Origin of the sequence: Mesorhizobium sp. BR1-1-13, assembly GCF_020165515.1 — a bacterium.
GTDB lineage: Bacteria > Pseudomonadota > Alphaproteobacteria > Rhizobiales > Rhizobiaceae > Mesorhizobium.
The window spans coordinates 149,149-171,859 of sequence record NZ_JAIUIH010000011.1 but is presented as its reverse complement, the minus strand read 5'-3'; the positions used below and the strand labels follow the sequence as shown (position 1 = coordinate 171,859).

Here is a 22,711-nt window from a genome sequence, read left to right as displayed (position 1 = left end):
GATTTCATACCAGGCAAGAGACGACGGCGGATCGTTCGTTGCGCGTTGCCTGGCACGTCCGATTTCGTTTGACCTGTCTTGCAAGGGGAGAAAGGATGCGTCATCCGATCCCGACGCTGGCTGCCTGGCCCCGCGCGGCCTCCGCAGAGGAAATGCCTGATGACGCTGCACGACGTCGCGCTCGACGACAAGTTCGACCTGGGAAAGGAGCGCATCTTCCTGTCCGGCGCCCAGGCGGTCATCCGCATGCTGCTGATGCAGCGCGAGCGCGACCGCCGCGCGGGCCTGAACACGGCAGGCTTTGTCTCCGGCTATCGCGGTTCGCCGCTGGGCGGTCTCGACATGCAGCTGTGGAAGGCGAAAAAACAGCTTGCCCAGGCCGACATCGTCTTCCAGCCCGGCCTTAACGAGGAACTCGCCGCCACCGCCTGCTGGGGATCGCAGCAGACGGAACTGCTGGGCGAGGGCACCCATGACGGCGTGTTTTCGGTCTGGTACGGCAAGGGTCCGGGGGTCGATCGCTCCGGCGACGTCTTCCGCCACGCCAATCTGGCCGGCTCGTCGAGACATGGCGGCGTGCTCGCTTTGATGGGCGACGACCACATGGCCGAATCCTCGACCAACGCGCATGCCACCGAATTCCTGTTCGTTGACTCCATGGTGCCGATCCTCAACCCGGCCGGTGTCCAGGAGATAATTGATTACGGGCTCTACGGCTTTGCCATGTCGCGCTTCGCCGGCACATGGGCGGCTATCAAATGCGTCAAGGACAATATCGAATCGACGGCCTCGGTCGACGCGTCGATCGAGCGGCTGAACATCGTCATTCCCGAGTTCGACATGCCGCCCGGCGGCCTCAACATCCGCCACGAGATCGACATGCTCGGCCAGGAGGAGCGGCTGCATGAGTACAAGCGCGCCGCGGCATCCGCCTTCATCCATGCCAACGGGCTGAACCGCGTCGTCTATTCGGGCGGCCGCAACCCCAGGATCGGCATCATCACGATCGGCAAGAGCTATCTCGACGTGCGCCAGGCGCTGGAGGATATCGGCATCGACGAGGCGGCCGCCGGCCGCATCGGCGTGCGGCTGTTCAAAGTCGGTTGCCCCTGGCCGCTCGATTTCCAGCACGTTTCCGAGTTCGCGCGCGGCCTCGATACCATCGTCGTCGTCGAGGAAAAGCGTTCGCTGATCGAGGTGCAGCTTCGCGAAAGCCTCTACGGCACCGCCATTCAGCCCGTCATCGTCGGCAAGAAGGATGAGCGCGGAGACTGGCTGTTTCCGGCCAAGGGCGCGCTCGACCCCAACGAGATCGCCATCGCGCTTGGCGAGAGGATCGTGAAAACCATCGGCCCGTCGGAAGAGATTTCAGCACGGGTAGCGAAGCTGCGCCAGTTCCAGGCCATGCTTGCCGACGCGTCGGACATCGGCTCCCGCACCCCCTTCTTCTGCTCCGGCTGCCCACACAATTCTTCCACCAAGGTGCCGGACGGCTCAATTGCCGCGGCCGGGATCGGCTGCCATTTCATGGCGCTGTGGATGGATAGGAACACTGTCGGCTTCACCGCGATGGGCGGCGAGGGGGCGCAGTGGGTCGGCCAGGCGCCCTTTTCCAAGCGCGATCACATTTTCCAGAATCTCGGCGACGGCACCTACAATCACTCCGGCACCTTGGCGATTCGCTTCGCGCTGTCGTCCGGCGCCAACATCACCTACAAGATACTCTACAATGACGCGGTGGCCATGACCGGCGGCCAGCCGCATGAAGGCGGCCTGACGGTGGACATGATCGCCAGGCAGGTGCGGGCCGAAGGCATCGAGCGCATTGCCATCGTTACCGACGAGCCCGGCAAATATGCCGGCAAGGTCGAGTTCCCAGCCGGCGCCACCATCCATCACCGCGACGATCTCGATCTCGTCCAGCGTGAGCTGCGCGGCGTCAGCGGCGTATCGATCCTGCTCTACGACCAGACCTGCGCCGCCGAAAAGCGCCGCCGCCGCAAGCGCGGCACCTTTCCCGATCCCGACAAGCGGGTCTTCATCAACGAACTGGTCTGCGAGGGCTGCGGCGACTGCGGCGTCCAGTCGAACTGCGTCTCCATCCAGCCGGTGGAGACCGAGTTCGGCCGCAAGCGCCGGATCGACCAGTCGAGCTGCAACAAGGATTTTTCCTGCGTCAATGGCTTCTGCCCGTCCTTCGTCACCGTGCATGGCGCCAAGATCCGCAAGGCCGAAGGCATTGCCGGCAAGACCGATCCACTCGACGGCGTTCCAGCAGCCGCCGAATTCCCGCTCGGCGAACAGGGCTGGGCGGCGATCATCGACGGCGTCGGCGGCACCGGCGTCGTCACCGTCGGCGCCGTGCTCGGCATGGCGGCTCATCTCGAAGGCAAGGGCTGCGGCATGATCGACATGGCCGGCCTTGCCCAGAAGGGCGGCTCGGTGTTCACCCATGTCCGCATTGCCCGCACGCCCGATGACATCCACGCCATCCGTGTCTCGGCCGGCAAGGCCGATCTCGTGCTCGGCTGCGATCTCGTGGTGTCGGGCGCCAAGAAGGTGCTGGCCGCGGTGCGCGAGGGCCACACCATCTTCCTCGCCAACACTGCCGAGATCATGCCGGGCGAGTTTGCCCGCTCGGCCGATTTCTCGCTGCCCATCGAGCGCCTGAAGAGGGCGATCCGTACTGCTGCCGGCGGCGACAAGGCGCATTTCTTCGACGCCACCCGCACCGCCACATCCCTGTTCGGCAATTCGCTGGGCGCCAACATGTTCATGCTCGGCTTCGCCTTCCAGCATGGCGGTCTGCCGCTGTCGGCGCAAGCCGTCGAAAAGGCGATCGAATTGAACGGCGAGGCGGTGGGGATGAACATCGCCGCCTTCCGCTGGGGCCGCCGCGCCGCGCATCAGCCGGATTTCGTGCGTGGCCTCGTCGCCCAGCCGGGCAAGGACGGCCAAGCCGCCACGATTGCCCAGACGCTGGACGAGATCATTGCCCGCCGGGTCGCTTTCCTCTCCGCCTATCAGAACGCCGCCTATGGCAAGCGCTACGCCGGCAGGATCGCTGCCCTGCGCGCGGCCGAAGCCAAGGCCGCGCCCGGTTCGATTGTCGTGACCGAAGCGGCGGCCAGGAACCTGTTCAAGCTGATGGCGATCAAGGACGAATACGAGGTGGCGCGGCTCTATACCGACGGCTCCTTCGCCGCCGAGCTCGGCAAGCAGTTCCAGAGTTACGAAAAACTCGAATTCCATTTGGCGCCGCCCATCCTGGGCCGTCGCGGCAATGACGGCAAACCGAGGAAATCGAGCTTCGGCCCCTGGATGATGAAGGGGTTCCGCGTGCTGGCGGCGATGAAAGGCCTGCGCGGGACGCCGTTCGACCTGTTCGGCTATTCCGCCGAACGGCGCATGGAGCGGCAGTTGCTGGCGCAATATGAGGCCGACCTGCAACGCGTCGCCAGCTCGCTGGCGCCGGACACCATCGAGGCCGCCACGGCCCTCGTCTCGGTGCCGGCGCTCATCCGCGGTTACGGCCATATCAGGCAAGCCAGCGCTCAAAAGGCGGCCGGTGAGCGCCAAAGGCTGCTCGAGCGCCTGTCCGGCACATCAGCGAGGGCGGAACTCCAGGCCGCCGAGTGATGGATACGGCTTGTTTACCTGATCTCGAGTTTCACTACATTCCGTAACGTCACCCGCCTTGACGGCACGGGTAAAGCGGCCATTCTAAATCTTTCTTAAGGCGAATATGGCACTGCTTGACTCCCCCAGGGTTGGGATTCAGGCGTTGAATCTGAGAAAAAAGAACGAGATCCCTGTCGACGTCTACATACCGTTCGTGGAAACCTTGTTTCGCGACGGACTGACGCTATCGATCGGATTCTTTGCCCAGACCCTGCTGGTGGTGCTCGTTTACTGGAAGACCAGGGATCCGGCCTATCTCGCCGTGACGGTTGGTTTTCTGACGGTTGCTTTCCTGCGCCTGCGCAACATCCGAAAATACCGGAATGCACCGTCGCCCAGGAGCTGGGAAGAAGCGCGCCGCCGCGAGAACGACTACATCCTCTACGGCTCGATGCACGGTTTCATGCTGGGCACGTTCTGCTTAGTCGGCATCTATCTTGCCTATGACGGCTTCGCCGAGATCGCGGCCGTCTGTGTAACGCTCGCCTCCGCGACGTCGATCGCCGGCCGCAATTATGGCTCGCCCAGGATGGTGATGATCTTCATCATGACCATGACCTGGCCCATTTCGCTGGGTTTCATCCTGCGCGGGGACCCCTATCATTTCATTCTCGGCCTGCTTTCGGCGCCGTTCCTGTTCGCCATCAAGCGCTTCGCCGACCTTGTCCGCGAGGTGCTTTTCGCCGCTTTGTCCGAGGAAAAGAAGGCGAACCGCCTCGCCCAGCGTTTCAATCGCGCGCTGAACACTATGTCGCACGGTCTGGTCATGCTTGGCCCGGACGGCCGGGTGGCGGTCGCCAACGCCGAGGCCGCGCATCTGATGTCGCTCAAATCGGCCGATGCGCTGCTCGGGCGCTCGATCCATGGCTTGCTGATGCGCGGCGTCGCCGGCGGCATGCTGGCGCCGAAGGACTGCCGCTACATCGAAGCACAGCTGACGCGGGCGCTGCGCGAGGGCCGCGACCGCAAGGTGCTCGTTTCGCTCGCCAACGGCCAGCACTACGAATTCTCCGCCCGCGAAGGCAGCCAGGAGCTGGGGGTCATCACCTTCGAGGACGTGACGGCGCGCGTTGAGGCGGAAGACAAGATCCGCTTCATGGCACGCTACGACAGTCTCACCGGCCTGCCCAACCGCGCCTATTTCCACGAACAGGTCGGCGAGGCCATGGCGTCGGGCGACCGCGACCGCATCTGCGGCCTGGCCGTGCTCGACCTCGACGATTTCAAGAGTGTCAACGACACGCTCGGGCACCCGATCGGCGACGGCCTGATCTACGCCGTCGCCGAGCGGCTTGCGGCCATTGCCGGGCCAGGCTTGACCGTCAGCCGTTTCGGCGGCGATGAATTCATGATCTTCTTCGACCGCATCGAGGATGAGAGCCATCTGGCCAGCCAGCTCGACGCGATATTCGCCGCCCTGCAAGGGGAGGTGGACGTCGCCGGCCACGGGCTGCGCATCCAGGCCAGCGGCGGTGCCGTGCTGTCGCGGGTCAGGGATACCGACGTCGACGCCATGATCGTCAAGGCGGACCTGGCCCTCTATAAGGCCAAGGAGCTGGGCAAGAACGGCTGGCGGCTGTTCGAGGCAGCCATGGACGCCGCTTTCCGCAACCGGCAACTGATGAAGGCGGACCTGCGCAGCGCGGTGGAAGGCAAGGCCCTGCGCGTCGTCTACCAGCCGATCGTGGCGATGAACACGATGCGCATAGCCAGCTGCGAGGCGCTGTGCCGCTGGGACCATCCCGATCTCGGGCCGATTTCACCCGGCGTCTTCATTCCGCTGGCGGAGGAAATGGGCATCATTTCCGAGATCAGCACCTTCGTGCTGCAGGCAGCCTGCACCGAATGCGCCAAATGGCCGGACCACACCAGTGTCTCGGTCAATCTCTCCGCCAAGGATTTCCGCAACCGGGACGTCATCCAGAAGGTTCGCGACGCGCTGGCCAGCTCCGGCCTTGCCGCCGGCCGGCTGGAGATCGAGGTCACCGAAACGGCGCTGCTCGACGACAAGTCGCTGACACGCCAATATATCGAGGAACTGAAGCAGATCGGTGTGCGCATCGCACTCGACGATTTCGGTACCGGCTATTCGAGCCTGAGTTATCTGCACAAGCTGCCGCTCGACAAGATCAAGATCGACCGCTCTTTCCTGATGGACGTCACCCAGAGCAAGCGCTCGCTGGAGCTGCTGAAGGGCATTGTCAATCTATCACGGCCGCTTGGGCTTTCGGTGACCGTCGAAGGCGTTGAGACCTTCGAGCAGCTCAAGATCCTCGCCCTGGAGGTCAAGCCGGATCTTGTGCAGGGCTTCCTGTTCGGTTCGGCGCTCAGTGCCTCCGGTATCGAGACCATGTCGAGCACGGTTTGGCCTTTCGCCAAGGAGATCAAGAGTGCCAGACGGGCGGCTCGCGGCTGACGCGGCTCCGGAACATTTTGATTTTAGTAAAATTTGGCTGGTAGTTAACGTTAACGGTCAGTAAAGAGCGTCCGGCTCATTTTCATCTTTACATACCGTCGTGCTGTCGTAGTGTTGAGATACGGCGGCATTTACGGGGTTAGTTCATGGATGCGAAGTTGACGGCGCTTCGCCAAGTGGCAAGCGTGAGCGAAGAAAATTCCTCCGACAATATGTCGAGCTTTGCCAGAAATATTTCGGCAATGCTGGAGCGCACCGAGTATCGCCGTTGCGACAAGGGCGAGGACCTCGAGGATATCTATCGGTTGCGCTACAAATCCTATCGCTTGAGCGACATGGTTCCGGAGAATCCGGATCATATTATCCATGACGACCTCGACGAAGCCGAGAACTGCTCGAAATTCGGCATCTACATCGATGGCGAGCTGGTCAGCACGTTACGCATCCACCATGCGTGCAGCGCCACACCGCAATCGCCGTCCACCACGGTCTATGGCGACATATTGCGGCCGATGCTGGCCGCCGGCGCGCATTTCGCCGATCCGAGCCGCTTTGCGGCCGATCCGGACTGGTCTAGGGCCTATCCCCAGATCCCCTATCTGACGCTTCGTCTTGCCGGCATGGCCTGCTTCTATTTCGACGCGCCTTACTGCCTTTCCACCATCCGCCCCGAGCATGCCGGCTTCTATCGCCGCATTTATTGCTCCGAGCAGATCGGTGAATTGCGCGACTATCCAGGCCTGAACTACAAGGTCGTGCTCTATCGGGCCAACGTCGAAGAGATCCGCGAGCGCTCCTTCTCCCGCTTCCCGTTCTTCCGCTCGACGCCGATGGAGCGGCGTATGCTGTTCGAAACGCCGGGCGCGGGCGAACTGGCGCCGCTGACCATCCTGCCGACCGCAAAGTATTTCCGCGAAGCCGCGTGATATCGCTCCGCGACTTCCGGCACTGCGCCAATGTCCCGGGCCGATGGAGCTTTTCGGTCGCTGCGACGTTTGGTTGACGCGCTGGCGCCAATCGTCCGCGCAAACGAGAAGCTTTGTCTCCTTCAGCAGGCCAGCGCCGAAAGGAAGCCCATATGACCATCTCCACCCTTGCGCTCACTCCGCTCATCTCGCTGATCGCCGGCGTGCTGATCCTGGTCATGCCAAGGCTGCTGAACTACATCGTCGCGCTGTATCTCATCATAGCCGGCCTGCTTGGATTGTTTCCCCACCTCGCCGGCTGAAGCGAGCGAGCACGGTTGACGCGCCAGCCGGCTTCGTCGGGGATTGCGCAAGCAGCCGGAGCGGTTCGGCGATTCTGCCGAACGCAGGAGCGCTTTGTTTCAAATTTCCCTTGAGGAAGTTGTCGGCTGCGATGCGGCAATAGCGCCATTGCTCTCGGCGCGGCTTTTCGCTATGTGCCTGAAAGATGTCTTCGAAGGGGTATTCCTATGGCTGAGCACACGCCGACCGGTCCTGTCGAACTGGGCGCGAAGATGGACTATGCCGAGCACGACCGCACCTATGCGGGCTTCCTCATGCTGGCCAAATACGGATCGCTCTTCTGCGGCGCCATACTTCTGGCGATGGCTTTCGGTTTCTTCGCGGGCGGCTTCTTCTCGGCGACTATCCTGTTCGTCCTGATCATGGCCCTCGGCGCCTTCATTCTGCGGTAGTCTTTCCAAAACCCCATTGCCTTTGACGTCGCCGGACGCCCCGGCCGACATTTTGCGCAAACAGGTTCCAGCCGAAAGGATCATGCGGTGGGACAGACGGTTTTCATCCCTCGTGAGCTCGATGCGAACGAGCCGCGCGTCGCGGCGTCGCCCGATACGGTGAAACGGCTGGCCGGCCTGGGTCTTGAGGTGGTCGTGGAGGCCGGTGCCGGCACGCGGTCGCGCATTCCCGATGAGGAGTTCGCCAAGGCGGGCGCTTCGATCGGCAAGGCCGGCGATGTGGCCAAGGCCGATGTGGTGCTGAAGGTGCGCCGGCCGACGGATGCGGAGCTGAAGAGCTACAAGCGCGGCGCGGCCGTCATCGCCATCATGGATCCCTACGGCAATGATGCCGCCGTCGCGGCGCTGGCCGGGGCCGGGGTGACGGCCTTTGCGATGGAGTTCATGCCGCGCATCACGCGCGCCCAATCGATGGACGTCTTGTCCTCGCAGGCAAACCTTGCCGGCTACCAGGCGGTGATCGACGGCGCTGCCGAATATGACCGGGCGCTGCCGATGATGATGACGGCGGCGGGCACGGTGCCGGCGGCGAAAGTGTTCATCATGGGTGTCGGCGTCGCCGGCCTGCAGGCGATCGCCACCGCGCGGCGCCTCGGCGCGGTCGTCACCGCGACCGACGTTCGCCCCGCCGCCAAGGAACAGGTCGCCTCGCTTGGCGCGAAGTTCCTCGCCGTCGAGGACGAAGAGTTCAAGGCGGCCGAGACCTCAGGCGGCTACGCCAAGGAGATGTCCAGGGAGTACCAGGCCAAGCAGGCGGCTCTGACCGCCGAGCACATCGCCAAGCAGGATATCGTCATCACCACGGCGCTGATCCCCGGCCGTCCGGCGCCCAAGCTGGTGTCGGCTGACATGGTCGCCTCGATGAAGCCCGGTTCGGTGATCGTCGATCTTGCGGTGGAGCGCGGCGGCAATGTCGAGGGCGCCGCGGCGGGCAAGATCGTGACGACGGCCAACGGCGTCAAGATCGTCGGCCATCTCAACGTGCCGGGCCGCGTCGCGGCCTCCGCTTCGCTGCTCTACGCCAGGAACCTTTTTGCTTTCCTCGAGACGCTGGTCGACAAGACCACCAAGACGCTCGCCATCAATCGCGACGACGAACTGGTCAAGGCGACCCTGCTGACCGACGGCGGCAAGATCGTCCATCCGGCCTTCGCCAAGGCCGACCAGCAGCCGCCAAAGGGCCAATATATCGACCCGCCCGCGATCCCGGCCAGCACAATGGTCGCCGATGCTTCCGCGCCCCAGCAAGCCGCGCCCAGGAAAGCCGCGCCCCAGCAAGCCGCGCCCAGGAAAGCCGCGCCCAAGCAAGCCGCCGCATCCAAGCCCTCGCTGCCAAAGTCGCCCTCGCCCAAGCCGAAAGGGACCGCGTGATGGATCAGACCTTGCAGAAAGCCCTCGACCAGCTCGACCAGGCAAGTGCTGCCGTCCGGCTGGCGGTGCAGAACCTGGCAAATGCTCCCGGCGGCGCCGAGGCGGCCGGTGACGCCGCGCACGCGCTGTCGGGCGGCGCCATCGATCCCTTCGTCTTCCGCCTGGCCATCTTCGTGCTGGCGATCTTCGTCGGCTATTACGTCGTCTGGTCGGTGACCCCTGCGCTGCACACGCCGCTGATGGCCGTCACCAACGCCATCTCCTCGGTCATCGTCGTCGGCGCGCTGCTTGCCGTCGGCATCGCCGCCTCGGGCGTCGCCGCGGGCTTCGGCTTCGTCGCGCTGATGCTGGTGTCGGTCAACATCTTCGGCGGCTTCCTCGTCACCCAGCGCATGCTGGCAATGTACAAGAAGAAGGACAAGTGACGTGACCGTCAATCTCGCCTCCTTCCTCTATCTGGTTTCCGGCATTCTGTTCATCCTGGCGTTGCGCGGCCTGTCGCATCCGACCACCAGCCGGCAAGGCAATCTCTACGGCATGATCGGCATGGGCATCGCCATCGCCACCACGCTGGCGCTGGCAACCCCGTCGGCCGGCCGCTTCGGCCTGATCGTGCTCGGCCTTGCCATTGGCGGCGGCGTCGGCGCCGTCACCGCCAGGCGCATCGCCATGACCTCGATGCCGCAACTGGTCGCCGCCTTCCACTCGCTCGTCGGCCTCGCAGCCGTCATGGTGGCGGCCGCCGCCATCTATGCGCCGGAAAGCTTCGGCATCGGCACGGCGGGCGACATCCACGCCCAGGCGCTGGTCGAAATGAGCCTGGGTGTGGCCATCGGCGCCATCACCTTCACCGGCTCGGTCATCGCCTTCCTGAAGCTTGACGGGCGCATGTCCGGCAAGCCGATCATGATCGGCGGCCGCCATCTCATCAACATCGCGCTTGGCATCGCCTTGGTCGTGCTGATCGTGCTTCTGGTCTCCACCGAATCGAAGCTCGTCTTCTGGCTCATCGTTGCCGCATCGCTGGTGCTGGGCGTGCTGCTCATCATCCCGATCGGCGGCGCCGACATGCCGGTCGTGGTGTCGATGCTGAATTCCTATTCCGGCTGGGCGGCGGCAGCACTTGGCTTCACGCTCGGCAATCTGGCGCTGATCATCACCGGCGCGCTGGTCGGCTCGTCGGGCGCCATCCTGTCCTACATCATGTGCAAGGGCATGAACCGCTCCTTCATTTCCGTCATCCTCGGCGGCTTCGGCGGCGAGACGGCGGCTCAAGCCGATGACGGGATCGAGCGCACGGTCAAGCAGGGCTCGGCCGACGATGCCGCCTACCTGATGATGAACGCGCAGAAGGTCATCATCGTGCCGGGCTACGGCATGGCCGTCGCGCAGGCGCAGCATGCGCTGCGCGAGATGGCCGACAAGCTCAAGGCCAATGGCGTCGACGTCAAATACGCCATCCACCCCGTGGCCGGCCGCATGCCGGGCCACATGAACGTGCTCCTGGCCGAAGCCAACGTGCCTTACGACGAAGTGTTCGAGCTCGAGGACATCAATTCCGAATTCGCGCAGGCCGACGTCGCCTATGTCATCGGCGCCAACGACGTCACCAACCCGTCCGCGCGGGACGACAAGAGCTCACCGATCTACGGTATGCCGATCCTCGACGTCGACAAGGCGCGCACCTGCCTGTTCGTCAAGCGCTCGCTCGGCTCCGGCTATGCCGGCATCGACAACACGCTGTTCTACAAGGACGGCACCATGATGCTGCTCGGCGACGCCAAGAAGATGACCGAGGAAATCGTCAAGGCCATGGACCACTGACCCGATCACATTGTCCCCATGAAGAAGCCCGGCTCGCCGGGCTTTTTCAATTTCGGACTTGAGACGATGTTCAACGGCTGGTCAGGAACACGGCCTCCTCGTCGTCGCGCTGCCTGCCGCCGAGAGCGGCCGCGGCGCTGGCGATGAAGGCGCCGATGACCAGCGACAGGGCGCCAAGAAGCGCGAATGTGGCGCTCGCCTTCCTGGCGGTATCGGCCGCCTGCTGGGCCTTGGCCTTGGCGTCCTGCGCCTTTGCCAGCAGCGTATCGACACGCGTCTTGGCGTCTGTTTCCGACAGGCCAGTGCGTGCCGCGACCAGCTGCGACAGGTATGTCTTGTCTTCAGCCGACACCTCGCCAGCCGCAGCGCTGGCGATCAGGATGCGGGATGCCTGCGCTGCCGCCGCCGCGTCGTTTTGCGGATTGGCGGCCGCCAGTCTCGCCGCGTCCGCCGGCCTGAACAACCAGTCCACCAGATAGGATGTGGCATTGTCCGTCGATGCCCCGCCTGCATTGGCCGCCGCACCGGCGGAAGCGCCCTGGGCCGCGCCGGAGGCCACGTTGGACACGGCCTGGACACCGGTACCCACAGCAGCGGACAGCGCCGAGCCGAGCACGCCCGCGACCAGCAGTGTCGCCAGCGCCCAAGCGAGGAAACCATGAGCCGTATCGCGGAAATAGACCTCGTCGGTATGGACGCCCACCCATTTCGTGCGCAGCCGGCCGGCAAGATAGCCGCCGAGGCCCGACGACAGCCATTGCACGACGATCAACCAGACCGCCGTCGACACCGCGAAAGTGGTGATCGAGGCGCCCGAGCCCGACCAGGGTGAAACCATGCTCAGCCCCAGGCCGGAGCCGAGCAGCATCAGGATGAAGGTCAATGTCGAGGCGGCGAAGGCGCCGGCGATGATCGGGCCCCAGCTGATGGCGGTGGCGGATGATTCCACCGCGTCGGGATCATCCGTGATCGACAGGGTGGACTGCATGACAGCCCCCTATCGCGCGAAAAGCATGATGAGAAGGATGATCGGGATCGGAACCCCGAGTAACCAGAGCAAGATACCACGTCCCATGGAGGCCTCCTTCGTCAGGAATTGTGATCGATACTGCCACAATGCTGGAAAGAAGCTTCCGTTCCGGTCGCTCGAATGAATCTCGCAAAGGAAACATTGGCGCGACCGATGCGCGCCAATGATCTCCGGTCCATGCGCCTAGATGTCGAGGTTGGCCACCGACAGCGCATTGTCCTGGATGAACTCGCGCCGCGGCTCGACCTCGTCGCCCATCAGGCGCGAGAACAGGCTGTCGGCGTCGGTCGCATCGCTGACCTTGACCTGCAGCAGCGAACGCACATTCGGATCGAGCGTGGTTTCCCAAAGCTGCTCGGCGTTCATCTCGCCTAGGCCCTTGTAGCGCTGCATGGTCAGGCCTTTGCGGCCTGTCGCGAACACCGCGGTGAGCAGCGCCAACGGTCCCGAGATGCTTTCCGAGACGTCCTTGCGGCGCAGCATGGGCGGTGTCCCATAGACGTCGCTGAGCCGCTGCGCGTAGCGGTCGAGCTGTCGCGCATCGGCTGAATTGATCAGCGCCATATCGAGATGGGCGTATTCCTTGACGCTGCGCACCGTGCGTTCGAAGACATAGCCGCCGATACCCTCATTCGAAGTCGACATCCGGCCGGTCCAGCCGCGCTCGGTGTCCTCCGCAATGATATCGAGACGCTGCGCGATCCGCTCCGCCATCGCGTTGGCGCGGCCAAGATCGGCGACGATGTCGGCGTTTAGCCCGCCGGCGATCGCCGCCTGTTCCACGACGCCCCTGTTGTAGCGCGTGTGCAGGCCGTTGATGAGTTGGCGCACGGCAAGCGCATCGTCGATTGCCGCCCGCAGGTCCTGCCCGGCGCGAACCTCCCCGGAGCCGAGCGTGAGCGAGGCTTCTTCCAGCCCCGAGCCGATCAGGAATTCCTCGAACGCGCTTTCGTTCTTGATGTATTGCGAGCTCTTGCCGCGCGTTACCTTGTAAAGCGGCGGCTGGGCGATATAGAGATGGCCGCGTTCGATCAATTCCGGCATCTGCCGGAAGAAGAAGGTGAGCAGCAACGTCCTGATATGCGCGCCGTCGACATCGGCGTCGGTCATCAGGATGATCTTGTGATAGCGCAGCTTGTCGGCGTTGAACTCGTCCTTGCCGATCGACGTGCCGAGCGCGGTGATCAGCGTGCCGATCATGTCGGAACTGAGCATGCGGTCGAAGCGGGCGCGCTCGACATTGAGGATCTTGCCGCGCAGCGGCAGGATGGCCTGGTTCTGGCGCGAGCGGCCGCCCTTGGCGGAGCCGCCGGCCGAATCGCCCTCGACGATGAAGATCTCGGACTTCGCCGGATCGCGTTCCTGGCAGTCGGCAAGCTTGCCGGGCAGCGAGGTGACGCCCAGCGAGGTCTTGCGGGTGATGTCGCGCGCCTTGCGCGCGGCCTCGCGCGCCGCCGCGGCCTGGATCACCTTCTCGACCACGACCTTGCCTTCGCTAGGATGCTCTTCGAGCCAGGTGCCGAGCGCCTCGTTGACCAGCCCTTCGACCACGGGCCGGACTTCCGAGGAGACCAGCTTGTCCTTGGTTTGTGAGGAGAATTTCGGGTCGGGGACCTTGACCGACAGCACTGCCGTCAGTCCCTCGCGGCAATCGTCGCCGATCAGCGAGACCTTTTCCTTCTTGGTCAGGCCAGAGGAATCGCCATACCCGGTGATCTGACGCGTCAGGGCGCCGCGAAAACCGGCGAGATGCGTGCCGCCGTCGCGCTGCGGGATGTTGTTGGTGAAGGCCAGCACATTCTCGTGGTAGCTGTCATTCCACCACATCGCCACCTCAACGGTGATGCCGTCGCGCTCGGCGCGGATGGCGATCGGCTTCTCGATCAGCGGCTTCTTCACCCGGTCGAGATATTTGACGAACTCTTCGAGGCCTCCGTCATAGTGCAGTTCATGCTTCACAATGTCGGCATGACGGGCGTCGGTCAGCACGATGCGCACGCCGGAGTTCAGGAAGGCAAGCTCGCGCAGCCGGTGCTCCAGCGTCCCGTAGTCGAACTCTACCATCGTGAAGGTCTCGGCCGAGGGAAAGAAGGTGATCTCGCTGCCGCTGCGGCCTTCATAGGTGCCCGGTTGCTTGTTCTGCTCGTAGGTGCCGGTGACGCTCAGCGGCGCGTCGGCATTGCCGTGCGTGAAGCTCATCTCGAAGATCTGGCCATTGCGGCGGATCTTGAGCTTCAGCCAGGCCGACAGGGCGTTGACCACCGAGACGCCGACGCCGTGCAGGCCGCCGGACACCTTGTAGGAGTTCTGGTCGAATTTGCCGCCGGCATGCAGCTGCGTCATGATCACTTCGGCTGCCGAAATGCCTTCGCTGGGATGGATATCGGTGGGAATGCCGCGCCCATTGTCGATGACGGTGACCGAACCGTCGGGATTGAGCGTCACCGTGACGAGGTCGGCATGGCCGGCCAGCGCCTCGTCGATGGCGTTGTCGACGACCTCATAGACCATGTGGTGCAGGCCCGAGCCGTCGTCGGTATCGCCGATATACATGCCGGGCCGTTTGCGGACGGCATCCAAGCCCTTCAAAACCTTGATGGAATCTGCGCCGTATTCGGCTTCGGCGCCGTTGGCGTTCTCAGTCTGGTCGCTCATGAAAACCTGTTGTCTAGAGGCGGCTGGTGGAGCGCGAAAAATCGCCCCGAATCGCGCTTTCAATATCGCCTAGATATAGGCCTTAAAGGTGGTTTTTCCAAGGTTTGCAGGCATTTCCGGGCGGAAAAGCGCACTGTCGGCCAGCTATTGGCGAGAGGCTTTGACCTTAGCCAGCCGGTCGCGCAGGAATTTTGATCGTGAACTTCCATCTTGGCGCCGGCTGCCCCTTCCGGCCGCTCGGCATTGGCTGGGTCGCCAGCCGCCAGAGCTTGCGCAAGTGCCTTTCCGCCGCCGCGATGACGGCGATCAAAAGCACCGGCAGTAAAGCGCATGGCAAATGTAGGCCGAACCGCCCACGGTTCAGTCGTTTGCCGAGATTCCGCCTGTTTACGGCGCGGGCGCGTCGGCTTGCATCAGCCGGCGCGCATCGGCTTCAGCGCCTCGCTCCAGCGCAGCAGCTCGTCCAGCATGGTTTTTGCCCCGCCCTGCACCTGCTCGCTGGCTTCGAAGGAGCCATCGGTTCCCAGCAGCTTCTGGTACAGCGGCAGCGCGAGGCCTTCCGGAACCGGCATGACGCCGACGGAGGTCAGAAGCGGCTTGAGCGCCTGTGCCGCGCGCAGGCCGCCGGAAACGCCGCCATAGCTGAAGATGGCGGCGGGCTTGTATTTCCATTCGCGCGAGAGATAGTCGATCGCGTTCACGATGGCCGGTGCGACGAAGTAATTATATTCCGGTGCCACGAAGACGAAGGCGTCGGCGGCATCGACGGCCTTCGACCAGGCCTTGGTATGATCGTTCAGGTAGTTGCCGAGCCTGGGATGGTGCGGCTCGTCCAGCACCGGCAGATCGAAGGCGGCGATGTCGGTCAGCACCGGTTCGAACTTGCCGTGCTCGCGCGCGAACCGCTCCAGCCAGTACGCGAAAACCGGTCCGGCGCGGCCCGGCCGGGTGCTGCCGATGATGATGTTCAACTGGTGCTTCAAGGCGGGCTCCTTCGATTGACGGTATCTGTTGGTGACCGTGACCTACGGCAGAGCGCCGTCATGGACAAGACCGCGCCGTTTGGCGGGCGGTCACAATCAGATGATGGGAGCATCGCTCTGTCCCTTCGAGGCCATGGCTTTTACCGTCTGTCGCATGGACGCGCCGTGCGTCAGTCACTACATTGGACGGAGGCAAGGAGTAGCGCGACGCGCTTGCCAGCGGAGCAGCCATGGACACCCAGCCCGCCCCCTTCGTTCCGCCGGCGCCGAGGCCGCGCACATCGCCGCCCTCGACGCTGGAGATGATGCGCATCGTCTACCGCAACCCGCTCGAACTGTGGGGCGAGCCGACCTACAACGAGCCCTGGATATCGGTGAACGGCGTCGGCGGACCGCTGGTCATCGCCAACGACCCCGGCCTCATTCGCCATGTCCTGGTCGACAATGCCAGGAACTACAAGATGGCGACGGTGCGCCAGCTGATCCTGCGGCCGATCCTGCGCGACGGCTTGCTGACGGCCGAAGGCGAGGTCTGGAAGCGTTCGCGCAAGGCGATGGCGCCGGTGTTCACGCCGCGTCACATCTTTGGTTTCGCCGGGCCGATGCTCAAGCGCACGCTCGAATTCGCCTCTCGCTACGAGGATGGCGGCACCTCCGACATCGCCCACGACATGACGCTGCTGACCTACGACATCCTGGCCGAGACGCTTTTCTCCGGCGAGATCGCGGGGGAGCCGGGCAGTTTCGCCAAGGAGATCGACCGGCTGTTCGAGACCATGGGCCGCGTCGATCCGCTAGACCTGCTGCGCGCGCCCGAATGGCTGCCGCGGCTTACCCGCATCCGCGGCCGCAAGACCATGGCCTATTTCCGCAAGATCGTCAGCGATACGGTCAAGATACGCGAACAAAAATTCAGGCGCGATGCCAATGCCGTGCCGCAGGATTTCCTGACCCTCCTGCTCAAGGCCGAGGGGCCGGACGGGCTGACACGCCCGGAGGTCGAGGACAATATCATCACCTTCATCGGTGCCGGCCACGAGACCACGGCGCGAGCCTTGGGCTGGACCCTCTATTGCCTGGCCGAGGCGCCATGGGAGCGCGAAAAGATCGAGCGCGAGATCGATGCCGCGCTGGCGCGCGAGCCCGATCCGACCAAATGGCTGGACGCCATGCCGCTCACCCGCGCCGCCTTCGACGAGGCGCTCAGGCTCTATCCGCCGGCGCCGTCGATCAACCGCGAGCCGATCGAGCCGGAAAACTGGAGGGGTCTCCACATCCCGAGGCGCGCCGCCGTGCTGGTCATGCCTTGGGTCGTCCACCGTCACAGGAAGCTGTGGGATAGGCCGGACGCGTTCATGCCGGAGCGGTTCCATCCGGGAAACCGCGAAAAGATCGACCGCTTTCAGTATTTGCCATTCGGCGCCGGGCCGCGCGTCTGCATCGGCGCCAGCTTCGCCATGCAGGAAGCGATCATCGCGCTCGCCGTCCTGCTGTCGCGTTTCCGCTTCGATTCCATCGCGCAAACCAGGCCGTGGCCGGTCCAGAAGCTGACCACCCAGCCCCAAGGCGGGCTGCCCATGCGGATCACCTCGCGCCTGTAATCGCCCGCCATCGGCCGATGTTCAGACCGCCGGTTTGCGCTGGAACTGGCCGGCCGCGCGAAAACGCCAGAGATAGCTGGGCAGGATCGTGCCGAGCGCCTGCGGCTGGATGCCGAGGCCGACAAGCGTGCGGTTGGCCCTGGCGGCCTCTTCCGACACGACATTGTGCTCGCGCAATTGCAGCACCTGATCCTTGGTCAGCAGCGGGTTGGGCAAGAGGCCCAGGATCGACGCCTGCAGGTTCGCCACCCACCACGGCACCGGAACCAGTAGGCGCTTGCGCTCGATCACCGCGAGCATTTCCTGCATGCTTTCCTTGAAAGTAAGCACCTGCGGGCCGCCAAGCTCGTAAATCTGGCCGCCCTTGACCTTGCCATCGACCGAGCGCGCCACCGCTTCGGCGACGTCGCCGACATAGACCAGCTGGAACTTGGTGTGGCCGCCGCCGATCAGCGGCAGTGCCGGCGAATAACGCGCCATGTTGGCGAAGCGATTGAAGAAATTGTCTTCCGGCCCGAAATTGATCGACGGCCGCAGGATGACGGCGTCCGTGATCGTCTCCAGAACGGCCTTTTCACCAAGCGCCTTGGTGCGTGCATAGTTGGATGCGGCTTCCAGGTCCGCGCCCAGGGCCGAAATATGGGTCAGGCCGGCGCCGGCGGCGCGTGCCGCTTCGGCCACCGCGCGAGCGCCGAATTCGTGCACGGCCGTGAATTTCTGTCGGCCGCTCTCATGCAGCACGGCAACCAGATTGACGACGTGATCGGCACCCTGCACGGCGCGATCGACCGACCAGCGCACGCGCACATTGGCCTGCACCGGCTGGATCTGGCCGACATTGCCGAGCGGCTGCAAATGGCCGGCGAGATCGGGCCGGCGGCAGGCGACCCTGATGCGATAGCCGCGCTTGGCCAAGGCCCGCACAACGTGGCGGCCAACAAAGCCAGACCCGCCGAAAATGACGACGAGCTTGGGGGTCTGCAGGATTTCGGTCATGGCTGGCTCCGGCGCTCGAAAGCTTGGCTGAAGCCGTTTCATAATCCGTTTCGCGTCAAACGCAAAGGGTGACGCGTCGTCGCTGCCGCCCTGGTTCTCAGAGCAATTCCAGGAAAAGTGTGAAGCGCTTTCCCAGGAAAACAGCTTGGGAATTGCGTCGGGACAAAAGCGCTTCAGAACGCCTTGCCTGACGCAGAAAACCCCGCCGAGGCGGGGTTTTCCGGATGACATCCATGCGAAGCCAGGGGCCGACGGAGCGGCCTGACCTGAGACGGTATCAGGAGGGCGTGAAGCAAGTACGCCCACCCCAGCCCTGGACATCCGACATGGTGCCACCGACCTTCTTGCAGGCCGCGATGAAATCGGCGCTGCAACTGGCGAATTTCGCGTGGCCGTTCTTGCAATAGTGGTCCTCGGTGGCGCCGCCGCCTGGCGCGGCGATGACGCCTGGACTGGACGGCTTGACCGGCGTGGCCTTCAGGTTGGCCGCCTGGGTCGCGCCCATGAACGAGCCGAGGAGAAGGACGGCGGTCAGAATGGTGGTCTTGGTGCTGGTCATGATGGTTTCCTTTCATTGAGGTTGGTTTTTCCGGGACGCGAAGGGCATGCCCTGGCGTGGAGCAGGTTTCGATGTGACGTGCTGTTCCCCGGTCTGGATCGGGCAAGCTCATCCTGCCCTGGACAAGCATTGGTCGCCCCGACGCTCGAAAAGGTTCAGACCGCGCGCGAAAAAAAACGCATAGCCATGCCGCGGGCAGGAGGCCGGCGGCTAATGAGCTGAAAAGAAGAAATTATTTCAGGCCGAATAACGCTCGGCGAATTCGGAAATGCGCTGCACCACGGCCTTGGACACGTTGATGCCTCGTGCCGCGGCCTTCTCCGCCGCCTCGGCCCGGGAGCGGCCCGGCACGTGCACGCCGTAGCGCCGGCGCAGTCGGTCGAGCTGATCCTTCATCCGCTGCTCGAAATCCGGATCGACCAGCTTGGGCTCGACGGCCAGCACGAACAGGCCGGTGCCGGGATTGTCCGGGCCGCCGGTGAACCAGGGCGCATCGAGCGACCAGTTTGCGCCCGACAGACCCGCCGCCAGCACCTCGACCATCAGCGCGATGTTGGCGCCGCGCTGGCCACCGAAGGCGAGCATGGCGCCTTTCATGGCTGCGGCCGGATCTGTAGTGGGATTGCCGCTGGCGTCGAGCGCCCAGCCTTCGGGGATCTTCTTGCCGTCCTCGGCCGCCTTGCGGATATTGACGAAGGCAGTAGCGCTCGACGATTGATCGATGACCAGCGGCGGGCCGTCGGCCGCGGGTGCGGCGAAGGACATCGGGTTGGTGCAATAGACCGGCTTGACCGAGCCCGAACCGGCAAGCACCGCCGGGCCGTTGGTGGCGGCGAAGGAGACCAGCCCCTGCGCCGCCAGCCTTCCGGTAAAGTAGCCTAGGGCACCGCACGTATAGGCATTCTTTTGCGAGAAGATGGCGACGCCGAACAGTCTTGCCGCCTTGGCAAGGTCCTCGAGCGTGCGGTCGAAGCCGGTGTGCGCCAGCCCGCCTTGCGCATCGGAAAGATAGACTGCGAGCGCCGGCCGGGTGATCACCGGATCGGCATTGCCGTCGATGCGGCCGGCCTCCAGCGCTTCGAGATAGTCTATGAAATGCGACAGCCCGACGGTCGAGAGTCCTTCCGCCTCGGCCGATATGATCGAGGCGGTGAGCGATTGCGCCGCTTCCTCGTTGGCGCCCGCACCCAGCGCCGCCATGCGGCACAGCCCGGTTGCCTGTTCGAGACTGAGTTGCATGGCGATTGCCTTTAGTGAGTAGTGAGTAGTGAGTAGTCAGCAATGGGTGGTGGCGGCTAGCCACTTCCTACTCACTAATCCCTGCTCACTAGGTCCTACCCGATCTTGTTCGGAATCCGCGCCTCGATCCTGCCGAAGGCGAAGACCAGAATGCCGGTGATCGCCATATAGATCAAGGCAAGCAGCAGCAAGGGCTCATAGGTGAGGTAAGTGTCCTGTCTGACCTTCGACGAAACGGCGAAGATGTCGATGACGCTGATGGTCGCCACCAGCGGCGTCGATTTCAGCTGCAGCACGGTTTCCCCGGTCAGCGTCGGCAGCGCCCGGTAGAAGGCCTGCGGCAGCCAGATACGCCGGAAGATCTTCCAGCGGCTCATGCCGAACGCACGTGCGGCTTCGAGCTGCCCCTTCGGCACGCCGGCAAAGGCGCCGCGCATCACTTCGCCCTCGTAGCCCGCGAACGAGAGCGTCAGCGCCAGGACGGCATAAGGCCATGCCTGCCTGAGATAGGGCCACATCCAGGATTCGCGGATCCACGGATATTGCGGAAACAACGAACCCAGCCCGTAGTAGAGCAGCCACAGCTGTAACAGCAGCGGCGTTCCCCTGATGACGGTGCAGAAGACCTTCGCCGGCGCCGCGAACCAGATCGGGCCGCCGGCCTGTGCCAATCCGACCGGCACCGCGATCAGGAAGCCCAACAGGCAAGTAACGGCCAGGATCCACAGCGCGCGCCAGATGCCGAGCAGGGCCAGGCCGTAATATTGCGGCAGCCAGTCCCAGCGCATGAAGAAGGCCGCGGACAGCACCAGCCCGAGCGCAATCAGGATCAGCACGATACGATGCGGCTGCAGCCAGAGCGAGGCGCGGGCCGCGCTGTTGATGATGGCCGCTTCGCTCGCCATCAGCGCGCTTCCTTGATCGATGGCATGCCGCGTCGCGCCCATTTCTCGACGCGACCAAGAATGAGGTTCGAAAACAGCGTCACGGCCAGATAGAGCATGCCGGCCGCGAGATAGAATATCAGATAGGCCTTGGTGACGCCCGCCGCCTGCCGCGTCGCCAACGTCAGTTCGAAGAAACCGACCACGGCCAGCAGCGCCGTATCCTTGGTGGCGATCAGCCAGAGATTGGCGAGACCCGGAATGGCGAAGGGCAGCATTGCCGGCAACGTGATGCGCCGCAAGAGAAGGCCGGGAGACATGCCGTAGGCGCGGGCGGCTTCGATCTGGCCTTGCGGGACGGCAAGGATGGCGCCGCGGATGACCTCGGTCGAGTAGGCGCCCTGGACGAAACCGAGCACCGCGATGCCGGCCACCAGCCCGCTGATGTCGACGCGCTGATAGCCCATGGCGGTCAGCATCTGGTTTATCAGGTCGGTACCGGCGTAGTAGAGGAGCAGGATCAGCACCAGTTCCGGTACCGCGCGCACTATGGTCGTGTAGACCGCCAGCAGGTCGCGCACCACGGGGCCGCCATAAAGCTTGCCATAGGCACCGCCGGTTCCGATCAACAGTCCGACGATCGTGGCGCCGACGGCGATCTCAAGCGAATGCAGCAGCCCGAGCATGAGCGTCCCGCCCCAGCCGACGGGCGCGGGCGACAGGAGTTCGATGATGCCGGCCGCCGAGGCCGGAAGAAATGAATCGATCAGCTTCGCCCCCGGATTGCTGGCTCAATCCGCCGGCGCGAGCGGCCGGCGGCAAGGGTGCGTGGGAAAGGTTGGCCGGAGGACTTGGCGTCAGCGCCTTGCCTTCCAGCCCATGCGATGGTCGTCAGTCCGGCTGCGTGGCATCGCCACGTCAGTCCGACTGCGTGGCATCGCCACGTCAGTTCGACTGCGCGCCGCCGCCGCCATATATGTCGAAATCGAAGTATTTCTTCGAGATCTCGTCATACTTGCCATTGGCGCGGATCGCCTTGATGCCGGCGTTGATCTTTTCCTTCAACTCGGTGTCTTCCTTGCGCACGCCGGCGCCGACGCCCGGTCCGAGCACTTCGTCGTCCGGAGCCACCATGCCCTTCAGGTCGCAGCAGGCCTTGCCCTGGTCGGTCTTGAGGAACTCGCCAAGCGCGATGGAATCGGCCTGCACGGCATCAAGGCGGCCGGCGGCAAGGTCGTTGTTGGCCTCGTCCTGCGTCTGGTATTCCTTGATCTCGGATGCCGTGGCGCCGAAATGCTTCTTGGCGTAGACGGCATGCACGGTCGACACCTGGACGCCCAGGATCTTGCCCTTGAGATCGTCCGGCGCGGAGCCGAACTTCTGGTCCTTCGGTCCGATGATCGCTGTCGGCGTGTTGTAGTACTTATCCGAGAAGTCGATCGTCTTCTTGCGTTCGTCGGTGATCGACATCGAAGAGACGATGAGGTCGATCTTCTTGGTGGTCAGCGCCGGGATGATGCCGTCCCAGGCGACGGGCGTGATGACGCAGTCGAGCTTCTCCTCGGCGCAGACCGCGTCGATGAACTCGATCTCCCAGCCGACCCATTTGCCCGAAGCATCCGGCGAGGTGAAGGGCGGATAGGGCTCGGCGGCGACGCCGATCTTGACCGGATCGGCCTTGGCCACGCCCATGGCGGCCACGCCGAACAGCAGCGCTGCGGCGAACGTCTTCAGAACAGTCTTCATTTCATG

18 protein-coding genes are annotated in these 22,711 nt (G+C 64.0%); 9 read left to right on the top strand and 9 right to left on the bottom strand.

The window, feature by feature from the left end; all coding sequences use genetic code 11:
* Window positions 1-159: 159 nt before the first annotated feature.
* The 8 genes from LB533_RS23405 (at window position 160) to LB533_RS23370 (ending at window position 11,012) form a co-directional block, all read left to right on the top strand.
* A complete protein-coding gene (locus LB533_RS23405; RefSeq protein WP_224678301.1) occupies window positions 160-3,639 on the top strand; it encodes an indolepyruvate ferredoxin oxidoreductase family protein in 3,480 nt (1,159 codons plus the stop codon).
* Window positions 3,640-3,784: 145 nt separating this feature from the next.
* Window positions 3,785-6,097, top strand: a complete 2,313-nt coding sequence (locus LB533_RS23400; RefSeq protein WP_224678300.1) for a putative bifunctional diguanylate cyclase/phosphodiesterase — start codon at window positions 3,785-3,787, stop codon at window positions 6,095-6,097.
* Window positions 6,098-6,243: 146 nt separating this feature from the next.
* Window positions 6,244-7,023 carry an N-acyl amino acid synthase FeeM domain-containing protein gene (locus LB533_RS23395; protein WP_140644048.1) on the top strand — a complete coding sequence of 260 codons (780 nt, stop codon included), beginning with the start codon at window positions 6,244-6,246 and terminating at the stop codon, window positions 7,021-7,023.
* Between the two features lie 152 nt (window positions 7,024-7,175).
* Complete coding sequence (locus LB533_RS23390) at window positions 7,176-7,325, top strand: DUF3096 domain-containing protein (RefSeq protein ID WP_140550323.1); 150 nt, start codon at window positions 7,176-7,178, stop codon at window positions 7,323-7,325.
* Window positions 7,326-7,532: 207 nt separating this feature from the next.
* Window positions 7,533-7,757, top strand: coding sequence for an aa3-type cytochrome c oxidase subunit IV (locus tag LB533_RS23385; protein ID WP_140644050.1), 225 nt, complete (start codon window positions 7,533-7,535; stop codon window positions 7,755-7,757).
* Window positions 7,758-7,844: 87 nt separating this feature from the next.
* Entirely contained in the window at window positions 7,845-9,188 is a 1,344-nt protein-coding gene (locus LB533_RS23380; RefSeq protein ID WP_224678299.1) for a Re/Si-specific NAD(P)(+) transhydrogenase subunit alpha, read from the top strand.
* Window positions 9,188-9,613, top strand: a complete 426-nt coding sequence (locus tag LB533_RS23375; RefSeq protein WP_140512858.1) for an NAD(P) transhydrogenase subunit alpha — start codon at window positions 9,188-9,190, stop codon at window positions 9,611-9,613. Before LB533_RS23380 ends, LB533_RS23375 begins: the two co-directional genes overlap by 1 nt.
* 1 nt (window position 9,614) lies before the next feature.
* The gene (locus LB533_RS23370) at window positions 9,615-11,012 is read left to right on the top strand and encodes an NAD(P)(+) transhydrogenase (Re/Si-specific) subunit beta (protein ID WP_140643287.1); all 1,398 of its coding nucleotides are present in this window, start codon (window positions 9,615-9,617) and stop codon (window positions 11,010-11,012) included.
* Between the two features lie 70 nt (window positions 11,013-11,082).
* Here LB533_RS23370 and LB533_RS23365 read toward each other — a convergent pair whose 3' ends face one another.
* The 3 genes from LB533_RS23365 to LB533_RS23355 form a co-directional block, all read right to left on the bottom strand.
* A complete protein-coding gene (locus LB533_RS23365; protein WP_224678298.1) occupies window positions 11,083-12,000 on the bottom strand; it encodes a hypothetical protein in 918 nt (305 codons plus the stop codon).
* Window positions 12,001-12,225: 225 nt separating this feature from the next.
* Window positions 12,226-14,697 carry a DNA topoisomerase (ATP-hydrolyzing) subunit B gene (gyrB, locus tag LB533_RS23360; protein WP_224678297.1) on the bottom strand — a complete coding sequence of 824 codons (2,472 nt, stop codon included), beginning with the start codon at window positions 14,695-14,697 and terminating at the stop codon, window positions 12,226-12,228.
* A gap of 413 nt (window positions 14,698-15,110) precedes the next feature.
* Window positions 15,111-15,680 (bottom strand): NADPH-dependent FMN reductase, encoded by a 570-nt coding sequence (locus LB533_RS23355; RefSeq protein ID WP_140643766.1) that lies wholly within the window; start codon window positions 15,678-15,680, stop codon window positions 15,111-15,113.
* A 230-nt stretch (window positions 15,681-15,910) separates the two neighbouring features.
* On the opposite strand from LB533_RS23355, the gene LB533_RS23350 reads away from it, so the two are divergent.
* Complete coding sequence (locus LB533_RS23350) at window positions 15,911-17,281, top strand: cytochrome P450 (protein ID WP_224678296.1); 1,371 nt, start codon at window positions 15,911-15,913, stop codon at window positions 17,279-17,281.
* A 21-nt stretch (window positions 17,282-17,302) separates the two neighbouring features.
* Here the strand turns inward: LB533_RS23350 and LB533_RS23345 are convergent, their stop codons facing one another.
* The 6 genes from LB533_RS23345 to LB533_RS23320 form a co-directional block, all read right to left on the bottom strand.
* The gene (locus LB533_RS23345; RefSeq protein WP_224678295.1) at window positions 17,303-18,277 is read right to left on the bottom strand and encodes a complex I NDUFA9 subunit family protein; all 975 of its coding nucleotides are present in this window, start codon (window positions 18,275-18,277) and stop codon (window positions 17,303-17,305) included.
* A gap of 277 nt (window positions 18,278-18,554) precedes the next feature.
* Window positions 18,555-18,836, bottom strand: a complete 282-nt coding sequence (locus tag LB533_RS23340; protein ID WP_224678294.1) for a hypothetical protein — start codon at window positions 18,834-18,836, stop codon at window positions 18,555-18,557.
* Between the two features lie 237 nt (window positions 18,837-19,073).
* The gene (locus LB533_RS23335) at window positions 19,074-20,075 is read right to left on the bottom strand and encodes an Ldh family oxidoreductase (RefSeq protein WP_140643758.1); all 1,002 of its coding nucleotides are present in this window, start codon (window positions 20,073-20,075) and stop codon (window positions 19,074-19,076) included.
* Window positions 20,076-20,170: 95 nt separating this feature from the next.
* A complete protein-coding gene (locus tag LB533_RS23330) occupies window positions 20,171-20,980 on the bottom strand; it encodes an ABC transporter permease (RefSeq protein ID WP_140497262.1) in 810 nt (269 codons plus the stop codon).
* The gene (locus LB533_RS23325; protein ID WP_140643756.1) at window positions 20,980-21,645 is read right to left on the bottom strand and encodes an ABC transporter permease; all 666 of its coding nucleotides are present in this window, start codon (window positions 21,643-21,645) and stop codon (window positions 20,980-20,982) included. Before LB533_RS23325 ends, LB533_RS23330 begins: the two co-directional genes overlap by 1 nt.
* 259 nt (window positions 21,646-21,904) lie before the next feature.
* Window positions 21,905-22,705, bottom strand: coding sequence for a transporter substrate-binding domain-containing protein (locus tag LB533_RS23320; protein ID WP_140643754.1), 801 nt, complete (start codon window positions 22,703-22,705; stop codon window positions 21,905-21,907).
* Window positions 22,706-22,711: the final 6 nt, after the last annotated feature.

Coding starts and splice junctions, on each gene's coding strand:
- LB533_RS23365 (WP_224678298.1), bottom strand. CDS start 12,000: ATGCAGTCCACCCTGTCGATCACGGATGATCCCGACGCGGTGGAATCA.
- LB533_RS23405 (WP_224678301.1), top strand. CDS start 160: ATGACGCTGCACGACGTCGCGCTCGACGACAAGTTCGACCTGGGAAAG.
- LB533_RS23390 (WP_140550323.1), top strand. CDS start 7,176: ATGACCATCTCCACCCTTGCGCTCACTCCGCTCATCTCGCTGATCGCC.
- LB533_RS23320 (WP_140643754.1), bottom strand. CDS start 22,705: ATGAAGACTGTTCTGAAGACGTTCGCCGCAGCGCTGCTGTTCGGCGTG.
- LB533_RS23395 (WP_140644048.1), top strand. CDS start 6,244: ATGGATGCGAAGTTGACGGCGCTTCGCCAAGTGGCAAGCGTGAGCGAA.
- LB533_RS23335 (WP_140643758.1), bottom strand. CDS start 20,075: ATGCAACTCAGTCTCGAACAGGCAACCGGGCTGTGCCGCATGGCGGCG.
- LB533_RS23340 (WP_224678294.1), bottom strand. CDS start 18,836: ATGACCAGCACCAAGACCACCATTCTGACCGCCGTCCTTCTCCTCGGC.
- LB533_RS23385 (WP_140644050.1), top strand. CDS start 7,533: ATGGCTGAGCACACGCCGACCGGTCCTGTCGAACTGGGCGCGAAGATG.
- LB533_RS23345 (WP_224678295.1), bottom strand. CDS start 18,277: ATGACCGAAATCCTGCAGACCCCCAAGCTCGTCGTCATTTTCGGCGGG.
- gyrB (WP_224678297.1), bottom strand. CDS start 14,697: ATGAGCGACCAGACTGAGAACGCCAACGGCGCCGAAGCCGAATACGGC.
- LB533_RS23350 (WP_224678296.1), top strand. CDS start 15,911: ATGGACACCCAGCCCGCCCCCTTCGTTCCGCCGGCGCCGAGGCCGCGC.
- LB533_RS23330 (WP_140497262.1), bottom strand. CDS start 20,980: ATGGCGAGCGAAGCGGCCATCATCAACAGCGCGGCCCGCGCCTCGCTC.
- LB533_RS23375 (WP_140512858.1), top strand. CDS start 9,188: ATGGATCAGACCTTGCAGAAAGCCCTCGACCAGCTCGACCAGGCAAGT.
- LB533_RS23325 (WP_140643756.1), bottom strand. CDS start 21,645: ATGCTCGGGCTGCTGCATTCGCTTGAGATCGCCGTCGGCGCCACGATC.